Raw genomic sequence first — 16,416 nt, forward strand, 5'->3', positions numbered from 1 at the left:
GTTTGAATTTAGGTTTGAGTGCTCTATCCTAAATTCAAACTTTTAATTTTATGAAAAATCACCAAATATAATTACAATAACCTATTATAATTATATTTGGTTTCTAATATGAAGTTCGTGTGAAGTTCATCTGAATTTTACATGAATTTCCTTTAAGTTCTATTGTCTTCCCATACTAATCACATTATCCTTTACATATAGGAATTATTTTCATTCCATTTCAAACTATCTATATATACAAAGAAAGATAGTCGCCTATTAGGGAAAGGCATCTAAATATAAACATAACATAAGAAAAAGCACGCTTATAAGCGCACCATAAGAGTGCTTCTTCATACAATTCTCATGTAAGAGTTCTCGAAAATCATGTTAATCACAAAGAAAAGGCATTAGCTTATACAAGCTAATGCCTTTTCTTTATTCATATCGTTCAGCATCCCATTCTTCTATATTCCATACTTTTGTTATCCATGCTTTATAGAAGGAAGGCTCATGTGAGACAAGTAAAACTGTTCCTTTATATTGTTGTAACGCTTCCTGCAAAGACTTCTTTGTTTCTATATCCAAATGATTAGTCGGTTCATCTAAAATTAAAACATTGCTTTTCGTTACGATAAGTTCACATAAACGTACTTTCGTTTGTTCCCCGCCGCTTAATAAACGAATAGGTTTTAATACATGTTCTTCTTTCAATCCACACTTTGCTAATGCTTGGCGTACTTCTTTCTTTGTCATATCTGGTCGTTCTGCCCAAACTTTTTCTAATGGTGTTGTTTCTGAAGCAAACTCTTCCTGCGCAAAATAAGCAGGATTTACTCGTTCTCCAATAGAAATTGAACCGCTTAGCGGCTTTATTTGACCTAATAACGTTTTTAACATTGTCGTTTTTCCAATCCCATTATGACCAACAATCGCTATCTTTTCTCCTTTTTTTACTTGCAAATTCAATTCTGGACATAACGGAGAACTATATCCTATCCTTAGTTTTTCAGCCTGTAATATGCGACTAACTGGCTCCTCATAAACTTTGAAATCAAAACGGGATCGAGGTACATGATTAACCTTTTCAATCCTTTGCATTTTCTCCAATACTTTCTCTCGACTTTTAGCCTGTTTCGCTTTTCGAATTTTATTTTTTTGAATAAATGTTTCTAACTGAGCAATTTCTTTTTGCTGTTTCGCATGCGCCGATTGTAATTGTTTCCTTTGCAATTGATAACTTTGCACAAATTTTTCATAATTTCCTACGTACCGCTTCACTTTCCGTTCTTCTAGATGATAAATAACATTCGTAATACTGTTCAAAAATACTTCGTCATGTGAAATGATCACGTAAGCTTTTTCATACAGTCTCAAATACGATTGCAACCATTCTATATGGGCTGTATCTAAATAATTTGTTGGCTCATCTAGCAATAAAACATCAGCTTTTTCTAAAAGGAGCTTCCCAAGTAATAACTTTGTTCGCTGTCCTCCACTTAACTTTGAAACATCCTTTTTCAACCCTATTTCAAATAAACCTAAACCGATTGCTACTTCTTCAATTTCTGTATGAATTTGATAGAAATTAGAGCTTTCCAATATAGTTTGTAATTCTCCATACTTTACTAACAACTTTTCTACTTCTCCTGCTCCAGCCATCTCTTCTGTAATTTTTAACATTTCACATTCAATCGCATACAAATTAGAAAATGCACTTTGTAAGTACCCTTCAATTGTTATCCCCTCTTGTAAATCCATATGCTGCTGTAAAAAACCTATCTTCACATGTGGAAACCATTCAATGTTTCCGTCATCATGTATAAGTTCTCCTGTTAAAATCCTTAACAAGGTTGATTTTCCAATTCCATTTTTCCCAACTAACCCAACATGCTCGCCCTTTAATAGTCGAAAACACGCATTATATAAAATGGTTTTCTCACCATATGAATGACTTAAATTTTCTACTGTTAATATACTCATTTTTTTCTCTCCTCTACTTATGGTTCATAAGCTAAATAGAGAGCAACAGTAAAAAGCCTTATTTAATTGTGCATATAAAAAATGGGTAAGGTGAATACACCTTACCCATTACATATTATCGTAAAAAAGGATTAAGGTTCTTTACCTGCTGTCTTCAATTTAGCTTAATCGTTAAAAATGGGCAGACTTCTCCCGTATCAAGCTAAAACCATTTGAAGAACAGTTGATAAAGTCATTTTATCCTTTCACTCCTTTAACATTTGTTATATTAAGAGTATAAACTACTCTGTTATATTCTATTCTCTATTTTTTCTTTTGTTCCTTCTCATTCTTTTCATGTTCTATAAAAAAAAGCTCTTACCAGCAATTATATTTAAATCTGGTAAGAGCTTTTTCTATTTTTTCATATAAGGAGCTAATACTCTCAGAATTTCTTCCTTATCCTTCTTTAACTCAAGTGATGTTAACATATCCATCGTTCTTGGTCTAGGTAATTTCACTTGTACCTCTCCAACTATTGATGCTGGTCTTTGAGATAAAATAAATACGCGATCCGAAAGTAAGATTGCCTCATCTAAGTCATGTGTAACCATAACGATTGTTTGCTTCTCTTGGTGCCAAGAGTTTAAAAGCCAGCTATGTACTTCCATTTTTGTAAAGGCATCTAATTTTCCAAAAGGCTCATCAAGTAGCATAATTGGCTTTTCACATAAATATGTGCGCAAAAAACTAATTCTTTGACGCATACCACCAGACAATTCATCTGGATAATGGTCTGCATATTCATCTAGTTCAAATTGCTTTAATGCTTCCATTCCCTCTGTCAGCCTTTGTTTTTTCGGTTTCCTTTCGATTTCCAATGGAAGAACTATATTTTGCAAAGCTGATCGCCAAGGTAGTAATAAATCCTGCTGCGGCATATAACTTACAACATCTTGCTCTTGTACGTGCGTATCCTTATACGTTACATTTCCACTTGTTGGTTTTTCAACATTTGCAATCATATTTAATAATGTGCTTTTCCCGCAACCACTCGGCCCTACAAAGGAAACGAACTCTCCCTCTCGTATAGAAGCACTAATATTTGCTAATACATTCTTTCCATCAAAAGCTTTTACAATCTCTTTTATTTGTAATCCACTCATTTTTCACTTGGAAGGAACTCATTTGTAAAGGCATCTTTCACATCAATTTTTTTCTTAATAACTTTGTTATCATATAAGAAATTCATGTAATTCGTCCAAACTTCTTCCTTCTGTACTCCCCACGTTTTTGCATCATCTTGATATTTCGTACTTAACCATTTTTGACTTTCTTGTACTAATTCTTTATTCACATCTGGAACTGCTTTAATTAAAATATCAGCAGCTTCTTTCGGGTCTTTAATTGCAAAATTATAACCTTCTGTCGTTGCACTCATAAACTTTTTCACAAAGTCTTTATCTTGCTTCGTATGTTTTTCACTCGTAATAATAACAGGACTATAGAAATCAAGCGCTGGGTCTAAGTCTTTCACCATAATCGTATTTAACTCTTTTCCTTGGCGCTTCGCTTCAATTCCATCCCATCCGTAATATATCCATTCAAAGTCTGCATCACGACCGATTGATTTAAAGAAATCTGTTTGTCCTAAGATGATTTTTTCAACTTTATTAAAATCAGCTTGATGCTTCTCCATGATTGTCTTCAACGTTGCTTCTTCTGCTGGTCCTCCCCAGCCGCCGTAACGTTTACCTTCAAAATCTTTTGGTGACGTCATATTATCTTTTTTAAGTGATGCAAAAGCTGAAGTGTTATGTTGAATGATTGCTCCTATAGATACAACAGGAATACCTTCCACACGAGCCAACGTTACATTTTCTTGTGCGCTTATTGCGAAGTCAGCTTTTCCGGAAGCTATCATTTGCTCCGCTGTCACATTATCACCTGGCTGAATAATTTCTACATCTAATCCTTGCTTTTTATAATAATCTTTCGCTTGCGCTACATATAGGCCAGTATGATTCGTATTCGGAAACCAATCTAATACTACTTTTACTTTTTGATCTTTACTTGCACTTTCTTCTTTCTTCGCCGGATTACATCCAGCTACACCTACTGCTAATAAGGCAGCCAACATAACTTTTAAACCTTTTTTCATTTTCTGCCGTCCTTTCTATATATCCATGGTGCTGTTATTCTTGCCATAAACTCCACGATAAAATACAGACATAATGTCACCATAACAATAATTGCCGCCACACCAAATACTCGGGCTGTTAGAAAGGATTTTGTAGCTCTTGTAAGCATAACTCCTAACCCTTCGCTTGCACCGAGCCATTCCCCAATAATTGCTCCCATTACGCTATATGTAACTGCAATTTTTAAACCTGAGAAAAAGTATGGCAGCACTGCTGGAAACTTTACTTTCTGGTAAACTTGCCATTTCGTTGCCTTCATCGTTTGCAACAACTTCAACATATTTTTATCTACCGTTTGAAAACCTTCTAAAATGCTGAGCGCAATCGGGAAGAAACAAACGAGTATTACTACCATTACTTTCGGTAGCATTCCATATCCAAACCAAATAATAAATAACGGTGCAAGTACAACGATTGGAATCGTTTGCGAAATAACAAGCAACGGATTTATTAAAATACGAAATAAAGGGATAACATCCATAATAATTGCAATACTTGTCCCAATTAAAATCGCAAAAAACAGTCCGATTAGAACCTCTTGTAACGTTTGCATCGTATTCGGTAATAGTAAATCTTTCATTCCAATTAATTCTTGAACAATGGCAGAAGGCTTCGGTAAAATCCACGGCTCAATTTTAAATAATGAAACAGATCCTTCCCATATCGCTATGAGAAGGATAAGCCAAATTGTTGTAATTATTTTAGATTGCTTCTGGTTTTGCATATTCATCACGGTACTTCCAAACCTTTTCATCTATCGTTACACCAGTGCTTGGACGATAATGGATTTTAATAGAAGTAATCACTTCTTCTGCTCCAGCATCCACACAAGCTTGTTGCGCACGTTTAATGATATCAAGAAGTACATCTAATTCTCCTTCCAGCGTTGTTTCCATTGCCCCTACTTCATAACGAACTCCCGATTGTTGTACAACTTCAATTGCTTTATCAACAACAGAATACACATCTTTGTTCTTCGCTTGTGGTACTACTGAAAATGAAATTGTAACTTGTTGTGACATAGTAAAATCCCCCTTATAAAATGAAATATTAAAACAAGAAAAGGCTTTCCTACTGCGTAGGAAAGCCTTGTATGCAAGTTATTATAGAATAACATATGCTACATCACTTTAAGTAACTCCCTACGCTGGCATTATCCAGATCAGGTTGAGGGTCGATGTTTGTTTACATCCTCTCAGCCAATTGGCTCCCCGGTCCTTAATTCGTTTTCATTGTAGCATGATTTATTTTATTGAACAAACAAAAGCACGTATAATCATTTCATTTAACTTTTGAATTCCCCTATTAACTCTTGTAACTCCTGTGAAAGCCAGCTTAAAGAACTAGCTAATTCAGCAATATCTTGTACAGACATTTCCTGTTCTTTCATACTTTCTTCAATATTATTACTACTATTTGCATACTTATTTGCAATAAGTGATAGTTCATTTACAACACGAACAATATTTTGGCTATTTTGCAATATATCACTTGAATTGCTAGAAACAACTCTAACTTGATTTGTAACAGATTGTGCTGATTTTGAAATTTTTTCAAAGAAAGCACCACTACTTTGAAAAAGTTTAATTCCGGATTCTACTTCTTTTGAAGCTTTTTGTATTGAAACAACAGCTTCTTCCGTTTCAACTTGTGTTTCCCCTATTAATTTCGCTATATCTTTTGCTGATGCTTCCGTCTGCTCTGCTAATTTACGCACTTCATCAGCAACAACGGCAAATCCCTTTCCGGTTGCCTCAGCACGTGAAGCTTTAATAGAAGCATTTAAAGCTAGCGAATTCGTTTGATTTGAAATACCTGTAATTACATTTACAATATCACTAATTTCTTTTGATCTTGTTTCCAAAGAATGAATGATAGAAGATAAATCTTGTACTGCATTTTGTATTATGTTCATTTGATTAATCGTCTGTTCAATAACACCATTTCCTTTTACTGAATGATGCGTCGTACCTTCAGACTCTTTCGCCATTTGTTTTGCAATATTAGTTATCTCTTCCATCCTATCTTCCATTTCATATACAATACCTAAATACTTTGGTACTGAAGTTTCTTGTGATTGAACGCCAGCCCTTAACTCAACTATAGAACTTACGATTCCTTGGACTGCCATGCTATTCTCTTTCGTACTCACTGACAATTCTTGCGAAGATGAGGAAACCTGTTCTGCTGTCTGCTTCACTTTATCTATAATTCCTTTAAACTTCTCAATGGTATTATTAAAATACGCATTAATAATACCAATATCATCTGGTCTTTCCTCTAATTTAATACTTAAATCACCTTCACCGACTCTGCGCAATCCTTCACGTAAATCCCGCAATGGAGCAAGTGCGTTACGCACAATTAAGAATTGAATAAAAGTTGCAATTAAAACAGAAATACAAATAAACATTAAACCTTGTATAATAAACTTTTCTTTTGTACTAGGAACAATAGAAGCATCTACATCAGCTGCAACAAGTGCCACAATGTTACCTTCTCCATCCTTAATTGGCTCTAATATCGTTACCCATGTTCCTAATGCGTCTTCATATACTTCTGTCATGTTTGCTTTTTTTGTGCTCATTACTTTATCATATGCTTTCATCCAAAGGTCTGGTTGTTTATAATATTCTCCCGGCCTTACTTCAACAACATTTGCTAAACCTGTAGATAAATCAATGATTTGTAGCTCACCTTTTTCATTTTTTTTCGCTCCAACAATATAGGTTTGTCCAACACTGTTCAATTCTTCCGTTGATTCATCTAATTTCTCTGTTAACTTCTCTCTCTTTTCTCTTTCTGCCGTTGGGTCTTTTGCAACATCTCTCAATATTTCTGCGTCTAATTTATGTAATACCGTATCTCCTGTTTCAAAAGAATGCCTTTCAAATATAGACATCATGCTATTTTGAAACATGTTAAAACTTAACGCTCCCATAGTACCGACAAGCGTCAAAATAACTAACACAGTTAACAATACATTTTTTTGAAGAAATGATAGCTTATGCCAATATCTTCTCATTAACATCACCTTTCTTAATTAACTTACTATAAAGTAACGCTATTAAAATATACACTTTATTAATAAATGATAACGGCTCTCATTTGTTTATAAACAAAAAAAAGACCAATGAAAAGAGCATTGGTCAAGACCAACCCTATCCGTCCGGTAACTGGCTAGCATAGCCTTTCGACCTTAGCTCCTGTAGTTTTGCGTCCTAATGTTTCCATCAGTTTGCCTTTCTCGCTGAACGAGTTGAACGATATGGGAGTTCTATGAGAATTAAATTATTCTCTATCAAAGATTACAACATAAGAATTAAAATGTCTACCTATTTAGAGATGCAAATGTAAAGTTTCAAGGTATTATTTTTTCGAAATAATTTAACAAAGTTCGTGAATGTTACATTTCTTGTGTTATATAATAAAAAATGTATATAACACAAGGATTATTTTGGGTATTTGTTTTAATTTTCGTTCAAATTAAATTATTCAAATATATCTTAACTAATGAATTCCGGAGGTAGTTTATCATGTTTTGGCTACAATTTCTTACGTTACTACTCTGCATTTTTATTGGCGCACGCCTAGGCGGAGTTGGTCTAGGAGTAATGGGTGGCGTTGGTATGGCAATACTTGTTTTTGTCTTCCACTTACAACCTACAGCTCCTCCTATTGATGTAATGCTTATGATTTTAGCAGTAATTACAGCTGCCGGTGCACTGCAAGCCGCTGGAGGAATGGACTACCTTGTTCATCTAGCTGAGAAAGCATTGCGAAAAAATCCAAAGCGCATTACATTCTTTGCTCCAATTGTTACTTATTTATTTACACTGTGCGCAGGAACTGGTCACGTTGCTTATTCTGTACTTCCTGTTATCGCAGAAGTCTCTCGCGAATCTGGGATTAGACCGGAACGACCAATGTCAATTGCCGTAATCGCTTCCCAACAAGCAATTACAGCTAGCCCTATATCAGCTGCAACAGTTGCACTTTTAGCAATGCTAGCTGACTATAAAATCACCTTATTAGATATTTTAAAAGTAAGTATTCCTTCTACCTTCATCGCTTGTATGGTAGCTGCATTTGTTGCTAGCAAAATGGGGAAAGAATTAAATGAGGACCCTGAATACTTGAAACGTTTAAAAGAAGGAATAATTCCTAAAATTGAAGAGAAGAAAGAATTTGTTGGTTTAAAAGGCGCTAAACTATCCGTTATCCTTTTCTTAGTAGGAACTTTCCTTGTCGTACTTCTCGGTTCATTTGAAGCACTTCGTCCAGGATGGATGGTTGACGGGAAGTTAATTCGTCTTTCCATGCCAAACACAATTGAAATGGTTATGTTAACTATCGCAGCTCTTATTATTATTTTCTGCAAACCAAATGTAGAAAGCATCGTGTCTGGTAACGTCTTTAAAGCGGGGGCAACAGCTGTTGTTGCTATTTTCGGTATCGCTTGGATGGGAGATACTTTCTTTAACGGAAACTTAAATATGATTCAAGGATCAATTCAGCACCTAGTAACAAGTGCACCATGGCTATTTGCCATCGCATTATTCATTCTATCTATTTTACTATATAGCCAAGCAGCAACAGTACGTGCTTTAATGCCTCTTGGATTATCACTCGGTATTCCACCAGCACTACTAATCGCAATGTTCCCTGCAGTAAATGGATATTTCTTCATTCCAAACTATGGAACAATCGTTGCTGCCATTAACTTCGATCGCACTGGTACAACAGGTATTGGTAAATATGTTTTAAATCATAGCTTTATGATTCCAGGCCTAATCGCAACATTCACCTCTATCGGAATTGGAATGCTCCTAATATCAATTATGTTTTAAAGAAAAAGCACAAACCGACAATTTTAAAGGGTTTGTGCTTTTTTAATCAAACGTTTGTTTAAATATTTTTAACGGTCCATTATGTTTTTTACTATTTTTGTGAAGTTCCGTTTTCCTACAAACCCCTATTTACTTCCTCAACTAGCTTCTTCGTACTTTCATACGCAGATTCCGCTAAACTAATCGCGGAAATAATAGAAACGCCGTCCGCACCTGCTTCTATAACTGACGCTGTATTTTCAATTGTAATGCCACCAATCCCGACGATCGGTATTGTAATTCCTTGCTCTCTAAAATAAGCTAAACCTTTCGTTCCTTGAACTGCTTTCGTATCTTTTTTTGTACTCGTTGGGAAAATAGGGCCAACACCTAAATAATCAGCTCCGTTTTCAATTGCCCAGCGTGCTTCTTCAATTGTATGTGTAGATACACCAACAATTTTATCACCCATTTTTTCACGAACAGAAGTAATTCCTTCATCATCTTGGCCAACATGCACGCCATCTGCATCTAACTCCATAGCTAGTTCCACATCATCATTTACGATGAATGGTACACCGTACTCTTTACAGACTGCTTGTAGTTCTTTCGCGAAACAAATACGTTTCTCTCCCGTTAAAGCCCCTTCCCCCTTTTCACGAAATTGAAAAATTGTTATACCGCCTTCAAGTGCATCTCTCAATACTTGTAGTGGCTCCTTCGCACAATTGTTACTTCCCATAATAAAATATACTGATAATAATCTAGACATTTCAGCCTTTGTAATACAGTGCATCTAGTTCCCCTCCTTACTATATAAGCTCAATCTTCCCATACTTCTCAATATCACCCGAAGTGGTATTCGCTAACTGATTTAAAAATTCAATTTGGAAACTACCAGGTCCCTTTTCCACTGTCTTAGCAGCTGCCAGTTCCGCAGCTACACCATAAAACGTTAATGCCGCTACTGCTGCCTTTACATAATCCTTTTCTACTGCTACAAATGCTCCTATTACAGAAGTTAGTAAACAACCAGTTCCCGTAACTTTCGTTAAAATAGGGTGACCATTTCGAATAAGGATCGTTCGTTCTCCATCTGTAACAACATCTTCTTTTCCAGTAATCACCGCTACTGTATTTAATTCATCCGCTGCCTGCCTTGCAATACTTACGACATTGCCATTTCCAACACCGGCGTCTACCCCTTTAATTTCCCATCTCTCATTAATAACGTTCGCTATCTCAGCTGCATTTCCGCGGATAATCGCTAAATCAATTTCAGCCGGAATATGTCTCGCAACTTCTGTTCGATACGATGTTGCTCCTGCACCAACTGGATCAAATAGTACTGGTACATTATTCACATTTGCTGATTTACCAGCAAGTAACATCGCTTCTACCTCTTCAGGACGAAGTGTCCCCATATTTAATACTAACGCTCCAGCAATGCTAGCCATTTCTGCTACTTCTTCTTTCGCATACGCCATTACAGGTGATGCTCCTAACGCTAACAAGCCGTTAGCTGTAAAATTTGTTACAACAACATTTGTAATATTATGCACGAGTGGATTAGACTCTCTCACCAAATCCACTACTTTACTAATTTCTTTCATATTCATCCTTTTCATCTCCTAACTATAGTGATGGGAGATACACAAAAAGGCACTTTGCGCGTACGCAAAGTGCCTGAACATGTGCTTTTACACTCTCCCTACGCTGGCATTATCCAACAGGTTCAAATGGTCAATGACGGATTAGTCATACTCTCAGTTTGCATCCACAAACTCCCATGTGTTTATTATTCATCTACTTCAAAGTCTACTCTTATTCTAGTAAAATAACAAGTTCTTTACTTTTCTATTTAATATAGGAGCAACTAATAAAACAATAAGCATAATAAAGTGAAACTTTAATCAGTGGGGGTTTTGTTCATCCCCCACTGATTATTAGTTGAACCAATCAGGCTTTTATGGGCAGTTGATCCCCTACCTAACTTCTTGGCTTCCGCTGAATTTTGAGGTAGGGGTCTTACTGCACATTAATGCGGGATAAATAAGTATCTATTTCTCATAGTCTCATCATGGCGCATATTATGTTCTGTCGCCATCATTCACCCCCAAACAGATGTTATCCCACTAAAAAACGTTCAAATCTGGAGCGAAACTGAATCTCAAGAAGATGTATGCTATAGTTAACGTATGGAAATTTGAAAGGATGTTTTAAATATGGTAAAAAGCGTTGTAATCGCTGAAAAGCCTTCCGTTGCACGTGATATTGCGCGTGTACTTAAGTGCGATAAAAAAGGAAATGGCTACCTTGAAGGTAGTAAATATATTGTAACTTGGGCTTTAGGTCATCTCGTTACATTAGCTGATCCAGAAAGCTATGATGTGAAATATAAACAGTGGAATTTAGAAGATTTACCGATGCTACCTGAGCGCTTGAAATTAACGGTTATTAAACAAACAGGGAAACAATTTAATGCTGTGAAGAGTCAGCTACTTAGAAAAGATGTAAATGAAATTATTGTAGCGACAGATGCTGGACGCGAAGGCGAATTAGTCGCACGTTGGATTATCGATAAAGTTAAAATACAAAAACCTATTAAGCGTTTATGGATTTCATCAGTTACTGATAAAGCAATTAAAGATGGCTTCGCAAATTTAAAACCAGGTAAAGCATATGACAATTTATACGCTTCGGCTGTCGCACGTTCAGAAGCTGACTGGTACATCGGCCTTAACGCGACTCGCGCTTTAACGACTCGCTTTAATGCCCAGCTGAATTGCGGCCGTGTACAAACACCTACTGTCGCTATGATCGCTAATCGTGAAGATGAAATAAAGAACTTCAAAGCTCAAACTTACTACGGTATCGAAGCACAAACAACGAATCAGTTAAAACTAACTTGGCAAGATGCAAATGGTAATAGCCGCAGTTTTAATAAAGAAAAAATTGATGGTATTGTAAAAGGTTTAGATAAGCATAATGCTACCGTTGTGGAAATTGATAAAAAACAGAAGAAGTCATTCTCTCCTGGTCTTTACGATTTAACTGAATTACAACGTGATGCAAATAAAAAGTTCGGTTACTCTGCGAAAGAAACATTAAACATTATGCAGAAATTGTATGAGCAACATAAAGTTCTAACGTATCCTCGTACAGATTCACGCTATATTTCATCTGATATCGTTGGAACACTTCCAGAGCGTCTAAAAGCATGTGGCGTTGGAGAATACCGTCCTTTAGCACATAAAGTATTACAAAAGCCTATCAAGGCTAATAAATCATTTGTTGATGATAGTAAAGTAAGCGATCATCACGCAATTATTCCGACAGAAGGATACGTTAATTTCTCCGCCTTCACAGATAAAGAACGTAAAATTTATGATTTAGTTGTAAAACGTTTCTTAGCCATTTTATCCCCAGCATTCGAATACGAACAACTAACGTTACGCACAAAAGTTGGCAATGAAACGTTCATTGCACGAGGAAAAACAATTTTACATGCCGGCTGGAAAGAAGTATATGAAAACCGCTTTGAAGATGATGATGTAATGGATGACGTAAAAGAGCAACTTCTACCTCGCATTGAACAAGGCGATACATTAACTGTAAAGTTAATTATGCAAACATCAGGTCAAACGAAAGCACCTGCACGTTTTAACGAGGCAACTTTACTTTCAGCAATGGAGAATCCTACAAAATATATGGATACGCAAAACAAACAACTTGCTGATACGTTAAAATCGACTGGTGGATTAGGTACTGTAGCGACACGCGCAGATATTATCGACAAGTTATTCAATTCGTTCTTACTTGAAAAACGTGGTAAAGATATTCACATTACTTCAAAAGGCCGTCAGCTACTTGATTTAGTGCCAGAAGAACTGAAATCTCCTACACTAACTGGTGAATGGGAGCAAAAACTCGAAGCAATTGCAAAGGGTAAACTGAAAAAAGAAGTATTCATTTCAGAAATGAAGAACTATACGAAAGAAATTGTTTCTGAAATTAAATCGAGTGATAAAAAATATAAACATGACAACATTTCAACAAAGTCTTGTCCAGACTGCGGTAAACCAATGCTAGAGGTAAACGGCAAAAAAGGAAAAATGCTTGTATGCCAAGACCGTGAATGTGGTCATCGTAAAAATGTATCTCGTACAACAAATGCTCGTTGTCCGCAATGTAAGAAGAAGTTAGAATTACGTGGTGAAGGTGCAGGACAAATCTTTGCATGTAAATGTGGCTATCGCGAGAAATTATCCACATTCCAAGAAAGACGTAAAAAGGAATCTGGAAGCAAAGCTGATAAACGCGACGTTCAAAAATATATGAAACAGCAGAACAAAGAAGAAGAACCATTAAACAATCCGTTCGCAGAAGCATTAAAGAAGTTAAAATTTGATTAAACAAAAAGGTTCCTACCACTATCGGTAGGAACCTTTTATTTTTAATGAATAATTTTACTTCCTTTTGCGTTCTCAACAAACTTTTCACTCGATTTGTTAATTGGTGTTTTCAGTAATAACGCAGCAACAATCATAATTACTACGAAAGCACTTAACACAAGTAAATCTCGCGTTACGATATCCCAAAGCATTCCACCTACTGTTTCACGAATTGCACTAATTGCATATGTGAACGGTAAGAACGGATAAATTGCTTGGAAGAACGCTGGTGTCATTTGAATTGGGAATGTTCCGCCCGATCCTGCTACTTGCAGTACAAGTAAAATAATCGCCATCGATTTCCCAACGTTTCCGAAAATAGAAACAAGTGAGTATACAATACAAACGAAGACTCCACCAATAAATAAACTAAATAACACAAACCAGAACTTATCGACTACGTACGTACCGAGCAAGAATATATCTCCCATCGATACGATAAACGCTTGTGAAAGACCTATCGTTAAGAATGTTAATAAACGTCCGAAGTAAATTTCATGGCTCTTATAATTCGCGCCTTCTTCATGTACTTCTACTGTTAATAATGAAACCATTAATAATGCGCCTACCCATAATGCAAGCACTGTATAGAATGGTGACATCGCTGAACCGTAGTTTGGCATCGCAAATAACTTATTCTCTTTTAAATTGACTGGATTCGCGAAGTAATCACTTTGCTTTTCAACATCATTTTTTAATAAGCGTATGATGTCTTTTAAATCCTCTTCAGATTCAAAATCACGAATTTTATTTGCTAATTCTTTAATCTTTTTCTCAGTCTCCGGCATTTCAGCTTTAATATCTGCTAATTTTTTTCTACCGTCTACTAAGCCTTTTGATGAATCTTCTAGTAATTTTTTAACATCTGGAAGCTTTTTGTCTGCATCATTTAAAATTTGAGTTGTATTTTTCGACATCTCTTTTGTACGAGCAATTGCTGTATTGAAGTTAGGTACAATTTCTGAATCATACGTCGATAATACATCTGTTAATTGAGCTGATCCACCCTTCGCAGCGTTGTTAATACTTTCAATTACATCTTTTGTAGGTTTCTGTCCATTGTTAAGAAGTGTAATCCCCTTATTCGTTGCCTCTACACCTTTTTGCAGACTACTTTTCGCTTTATTTAATTTTGCAATTCCATTATTAAGATTTTTATCACTATTTACATCTGCTAAAACCTTATTTGTACTTTCTAGAACTGGAATCATATCATCAATTAAACCAATTCCAGATTGGAATTGACCATTTAAGCTATTTAAAGCTACTTTCGTTGAATCTAAACCATTAATACCTCTATTTTGTACATCTTCTTTTGCTTTTTGTAAATCTGCTTTTGCACCTTCGAGGCTATTTTTCGCTTTATCATAATCTGCTTTTGCATTATCATATATTTGATTTGCATCGGCTTTAGCTTGATCTACTGCGCTAACTGCCTTTTTATAATCAGCTACAAACGTTTCATTGTAATCTTTTTCAGCTCGATCGATTAAAGCATTTGTTTCATTTAATTTCTGATTGATTCCATCACGCACATCTTGTTTAACTTCTTGACCTGTGCTAATTAAATCGTTTAAACGTTTAAAACGATTATTTAAATCTTGTTGTCCATTCTTAATATCCGTTAAATGCTCTTTTCTTGTTTTAAAGAAATTTTGTCCAAACTCAGTTTGAGCCCCTTGCTCTAAACGAGCCATAACATCAATTACATAAGAAAGATTGTCAATATGTGTTTGAAGATTATTAGATATAGTCGAAATATTTTTCTTGGCTATCTCTGGATCAACGCTTCCATTTTGCAATCCATCCATAACACTTTGTGCATAAGCTGTTCCTGCACGTGATGAGCTTAAAACATTATTTACTGTTTGATTAATATTTTGTGCTATCCCCTTATAACCATCACTATTCAACTTAGAAAGGTCTGGTCTTGCAGGGAATTCAGGTAATCCATTCATTCCAGACAAGTCAGGAATATTTAATTCTACACCTGGATTCATTAAAAAGTCAGTAAATGCAGCCGCACTATCCATAACGCCTTTTGCTGCTACTAAATCATTTCTTATCGTCCCTGGAGCATTTTTTAATGTTTGATCTTGTCTTGCAAAGAACTTATCTAAATTCGCTAACGCTTCCTGTCCATCATTTATTACACTCTCTACAACAGGTAAATCTTTTTGCGCTACTTTCACAACATCCTCTGCTCGAGTCGCATCATCTAACGCCTTATCCATTAATGTATTCATTTCTGGGAACTGAGCTTCTAACTTAAAGACAAGGTCTTTTACTTTCTCGATACTTGGTAAGTTTGTTTCTAAATCGATTCCAAGGTCATTGAAGATTTTAAAAATCTCACCGTTCGCTGTTTTAACGAAGTTTTTACTAATTTCTTCCGTAATACCTGATGCACCTTTTGCTGTAATTTTCGGTGCAATCGCATTTACTTTTTCATTTACATAGTAATCAAGTTCTGGCTTTTGTGGATTTTCATCCAGAACAGTTGCAATTTTTTCAGAGAAGTCTTTTGGGATTGTAATACTTGCATAATAATCCCCACGCTCAACTCCGTAAATCGCCTGCTTTTGGTCTACAAATTTCCAACCAAGATTCTTGTTTTTCTTTAGAGAATCTACAATCTCGTCCCCGATATTGATATCTTTCCCTCTTAAATTAGAGCCTGCATCTTGGTTAGAAACGGCAATGGGAACCTCTTTTGTATTTCCATAAGGATCCCAAGAAGCTTTAATGTTAAACCATGCATATAACGATGGTAAAATCATTAATCCTAAAACAATAACAATTGCAGCCCAATGTTTAGCTACATTCCGTAAATCTGTCTTATAAATACGCCAAATTTGTTTCATAGAATTTATCACCTAATTATATATTTTTCCTTCTTTAGAAAATGATACATACATTTTGCAATTATATCACTTTCTACATCGTGGATTAAACGAAAATACACTATTTTTCCCATTAAATATTTCACTT

Annotated in this window: 11 protein-coding genes and 3 riboswitches; of the genes, 2 read left to right on the top strand and 9 right to left on the bottom strand. The window is 35.6% G+C overall.

All coding sequences use genetic code 11. The features are described from left to right. Positions 1 to 417 precede the first annotated feature (417 nt). From ACSG5Z_RS25940 to ACSG5Z_RS25965, 6 genes are all read right to left on the bottom strand, one after another. Positions 418 to 1,962 carry an ABC-F family ATP-binding cassette domain-containing protein gene (locus ACSG5Z_RS25940; protein WP_435712505.1) on the bottom strand — a complete coding sequence of 515 codons (1,545 nt, stop codon included), beginning with the start codon at positions 1,960 to 1,962 and terminating at the stop codon, positions 418 to 420. 395 nt (positions 1,963 to 2,357) lie between these two features. Then, on the bottom strand, positions 2,358 to 3,107 hold the full coding sequence (locus ACSG5Z_RS25945; RefSeq protein ID WP_435712506.1) for an ABC transporter ATP-binding protein: 750 nt from the start codon (positions 3,105 to 3,107) through the stop codon (positions 2,358 to 2,360). Then, complete coding sequence (locus tag ACSG5Z_RS25950) at positions 3,104 to 4,102, bottom strand: ABC transporter substrate-binding protein (protein ID WP_435712507.1); 999 nt, start codon at positions 4,100 to 4,102, stop codon at positions 3,104 to 3,106. Before ACSG5Z_RS25950 ends, ACSG5Z_RS25945 begins: the two co-directional genes overlap by 4 nt. After that, entirely contained in the window at positions 4,099 to 4,872 is a 774-nt protein-coding gene (locus ACSG5Z_RS25955; protein ID WP_001057159.1) for an ABC transporter permease, read from the bottom strand. The genes ACSG5Z_RS25950 and ACSG5Z_RS25955 overlap by 4 nt, the downstream gene beginning before the upstream one ends. After that, entirely contained in the window at positions 4,844 to 5,164 is a 321-nt protein-coding gene (locus ACSG5Z_RS25960) for an MTH1187 family thiamine-binding protein (protein ID WP_000082897.1), read from the bottom strand. The genes ACSG5Z_RS25955 and ACSG5Z_RS25960 overlap by 29 nt, the downstream gene beginning before the upstream one ends. Positions 5,165 to 5,264: 100 nt before the next feature. Beyond that, positions 5,265 to 5,366, bottom strand: a riboswitch (TPP riboswitch). Positions 5,367 to 5,427: 61 nt separating this feature from the next. Further along, positions 5,428 to 7,167, bottom strand: coding sequence for a methyl-accepting chemotaxis protein (locus ACSG5Z_RS25965; RefSeq protein WP_147787219.1), 1,740 nt, complete (start codon positions 7,165 to 7,167; stop codon positions 5,428 to 5,430). Positions 7,168 to 7,310: 143 nt separating this feature from the next. Further along, positions 7,311 to 7,395, bottom strand: a riboswitch (cyclic di-GMP riboswitch). A gap of 283 nt (positions 7,396 to 7,678) precedes the next feature. On the opposite strand from ACSG5Z_RS25965, the gene ACSG5Z_RS25970 reads away from it, so the two are divergent. Then, entirely contained in the window at positions 7,679 to 8,992 is a 1,314-nt protein-coding gene (locus ACSG5Z_RS25970; RefSeq protein WP_435712508.1) for an anaerobic C4-dicarboxylate transporter family protein, read from the top strand. A 115-nt stretch (positions 8,993 to 9,107) separates the two neighbouring features. Here the strand turns inward: ACSG5Z_RS25970 and thiE are convergent, their stop codons facing one another. Then, the gene (thiE, locus tag ACSG5Z_RS25975; RefSeq protein WP_435712509.1) at positions 9,108 to 9,767 is read right to left on the bottom strand and encodes a thiamine phosphate synthase; all 660 of its coding nucleotides are present in this window, start codon (positions 9,765 to 9,767) and stop codon (positions 9,108 to 9,110) included. 16 nt (positions 9,768 to 9,783) lie between these two features. Then, positions 9,784 to 10,599 (bottom strand): hydroxyethylthiazole kinase, encoded by an 816-nt coding sequence (gene thiM / locus ACSG5Z_RS25980; RefSeq protein ID WP_097858171.1) that lies wholly within the window; start codon positions 10,597 to 10,599, stop codon positions 9,784 to 9,786. Positions 10,600 to 10,662: 63 nt separating this feature from the next. After that, a riboswitch (TPP riboswitch) is annotated at positions 10,663 to 10,772 on the bottom strand. Positions 10,773 to 11,196: 424 nt separating this feature from the next. Here thiM and topB point away from each other — a divergent pair. After that, positions 11,197 to 13,386 (top strand): DNA topoisomerase III, encoded by a 2,190-nt coding sequence (gene topB / locus ACSG5Z_RS25985; protein ID WP_435712510.1) that lies wholly within the window; start codon positions 11,197 to 11,199, stop codon positions 13,384 to 13,386. A 41-nt stretch (positions 13,387 to 13,427) separates the two neighbouring features. Here the strand turns inward: topB and ACSG5Z_RS25990 are convergent, their stop codons facing one another. Continuing rightward, positions 13,428 to 16,289 (bottom strand): YhgE/Pip domain-containing protein, encoded by a 2,862-nt coding sequence (locus tag ACSG5Z_RS25990; RefSeq protein ID WP_426707997.1) that lies wholly within the window; start codon positions 16,287 to 16,289, stop codon positions 13,428 to 13,430. Between the last annotated feature and the right edge of the window lie 127 nt (positions 16,290 to 16,416).

It is taken from the genome of Bacillus pretiosus, assembly GCF_051294775.1.
GTDB classification, from domain to species: Bacteria; Bacillota; Bacilli; order Bacillales; family Bacillaceae_G; genus Bacillus_A; species Bacillus_A wiedmannii.

Coding starts and splice junctions, on each gene's coding strand:
- thiM (WP_097858171.1), bottom strand. CDS start 10,599: ATGAAAAGGATGAATATGAAAGAAATTAGTAAAGTAGTGGATTTGGTG.
- ACSG5Z_RS25965 (WP_147787219.1), bottom strand. CDS start 7,167: ATGAGAAGATATTGGCATAAGCTATCATTTCTTCAAAAAAATGTATTG.
- thiE (WP_435712509.1), bottom strand. CDS start 9,767: ATGCACTGTATTACAAAGGCTGAAATGTCTAGATTATTATCAGTATAT.
- ACSG5Z_RS25940 (WP_435712505.1), bottom strand. CDS start 1,962: ATGAGTATATTAACAGTAGAAAATTTAAGTCATTCATATGGTGAGAAA.
- ACSG5Z_RS25960 (WP_000082897.1), bottom strand. CDS start 5,164: ATGTCACAACAAGTTACAATTTCATTTTCAGTAGTACCACAAGCGAAG.
- ACSG5Z_RS25990 (WP_426707997.1), bottom strand. CDS start 16,289: ATGAAACAAATTTGGCGTATTTATAAGACAGATTTACGGAATGTAGCT.
- ACSG5Z_RS25950 (WP_435712507.1), bottom strand. CDS start 4,102: ATGAAAAAAGGTTTAAAAGTTATGTTGGCTGCCTTATTAGCAGTAGGT.
- ACSG5Z_RS25970 (WP_435712508.1), top strand. CDS start 7,679: ATGTTTTGGCTACAATTTCTTACGTTACTACTCTGCATTTTTATTGGC.
- ACSG5Z_RS25955 (WP_001057159.1), bottom strand. CDS start 4,872: ATGAATATGCAAAACCAGAAGCAATCTAAAATAATTACAACAATTTGG.
- ACSG5Z_RS25945 (WP_435712506.1), bottom strand. CDS start 3,107: ATGAGTGGATTACAAATAAAAGAGATTGTAAAAGCTTTTGATGGAAAG.
- topB (WP_435712510.1), top strand. CDS start 11,197: ATGGTAAAAAGCGTTGTAATCGCTGAAAAGCCTTCCGTTGCACGTGAT.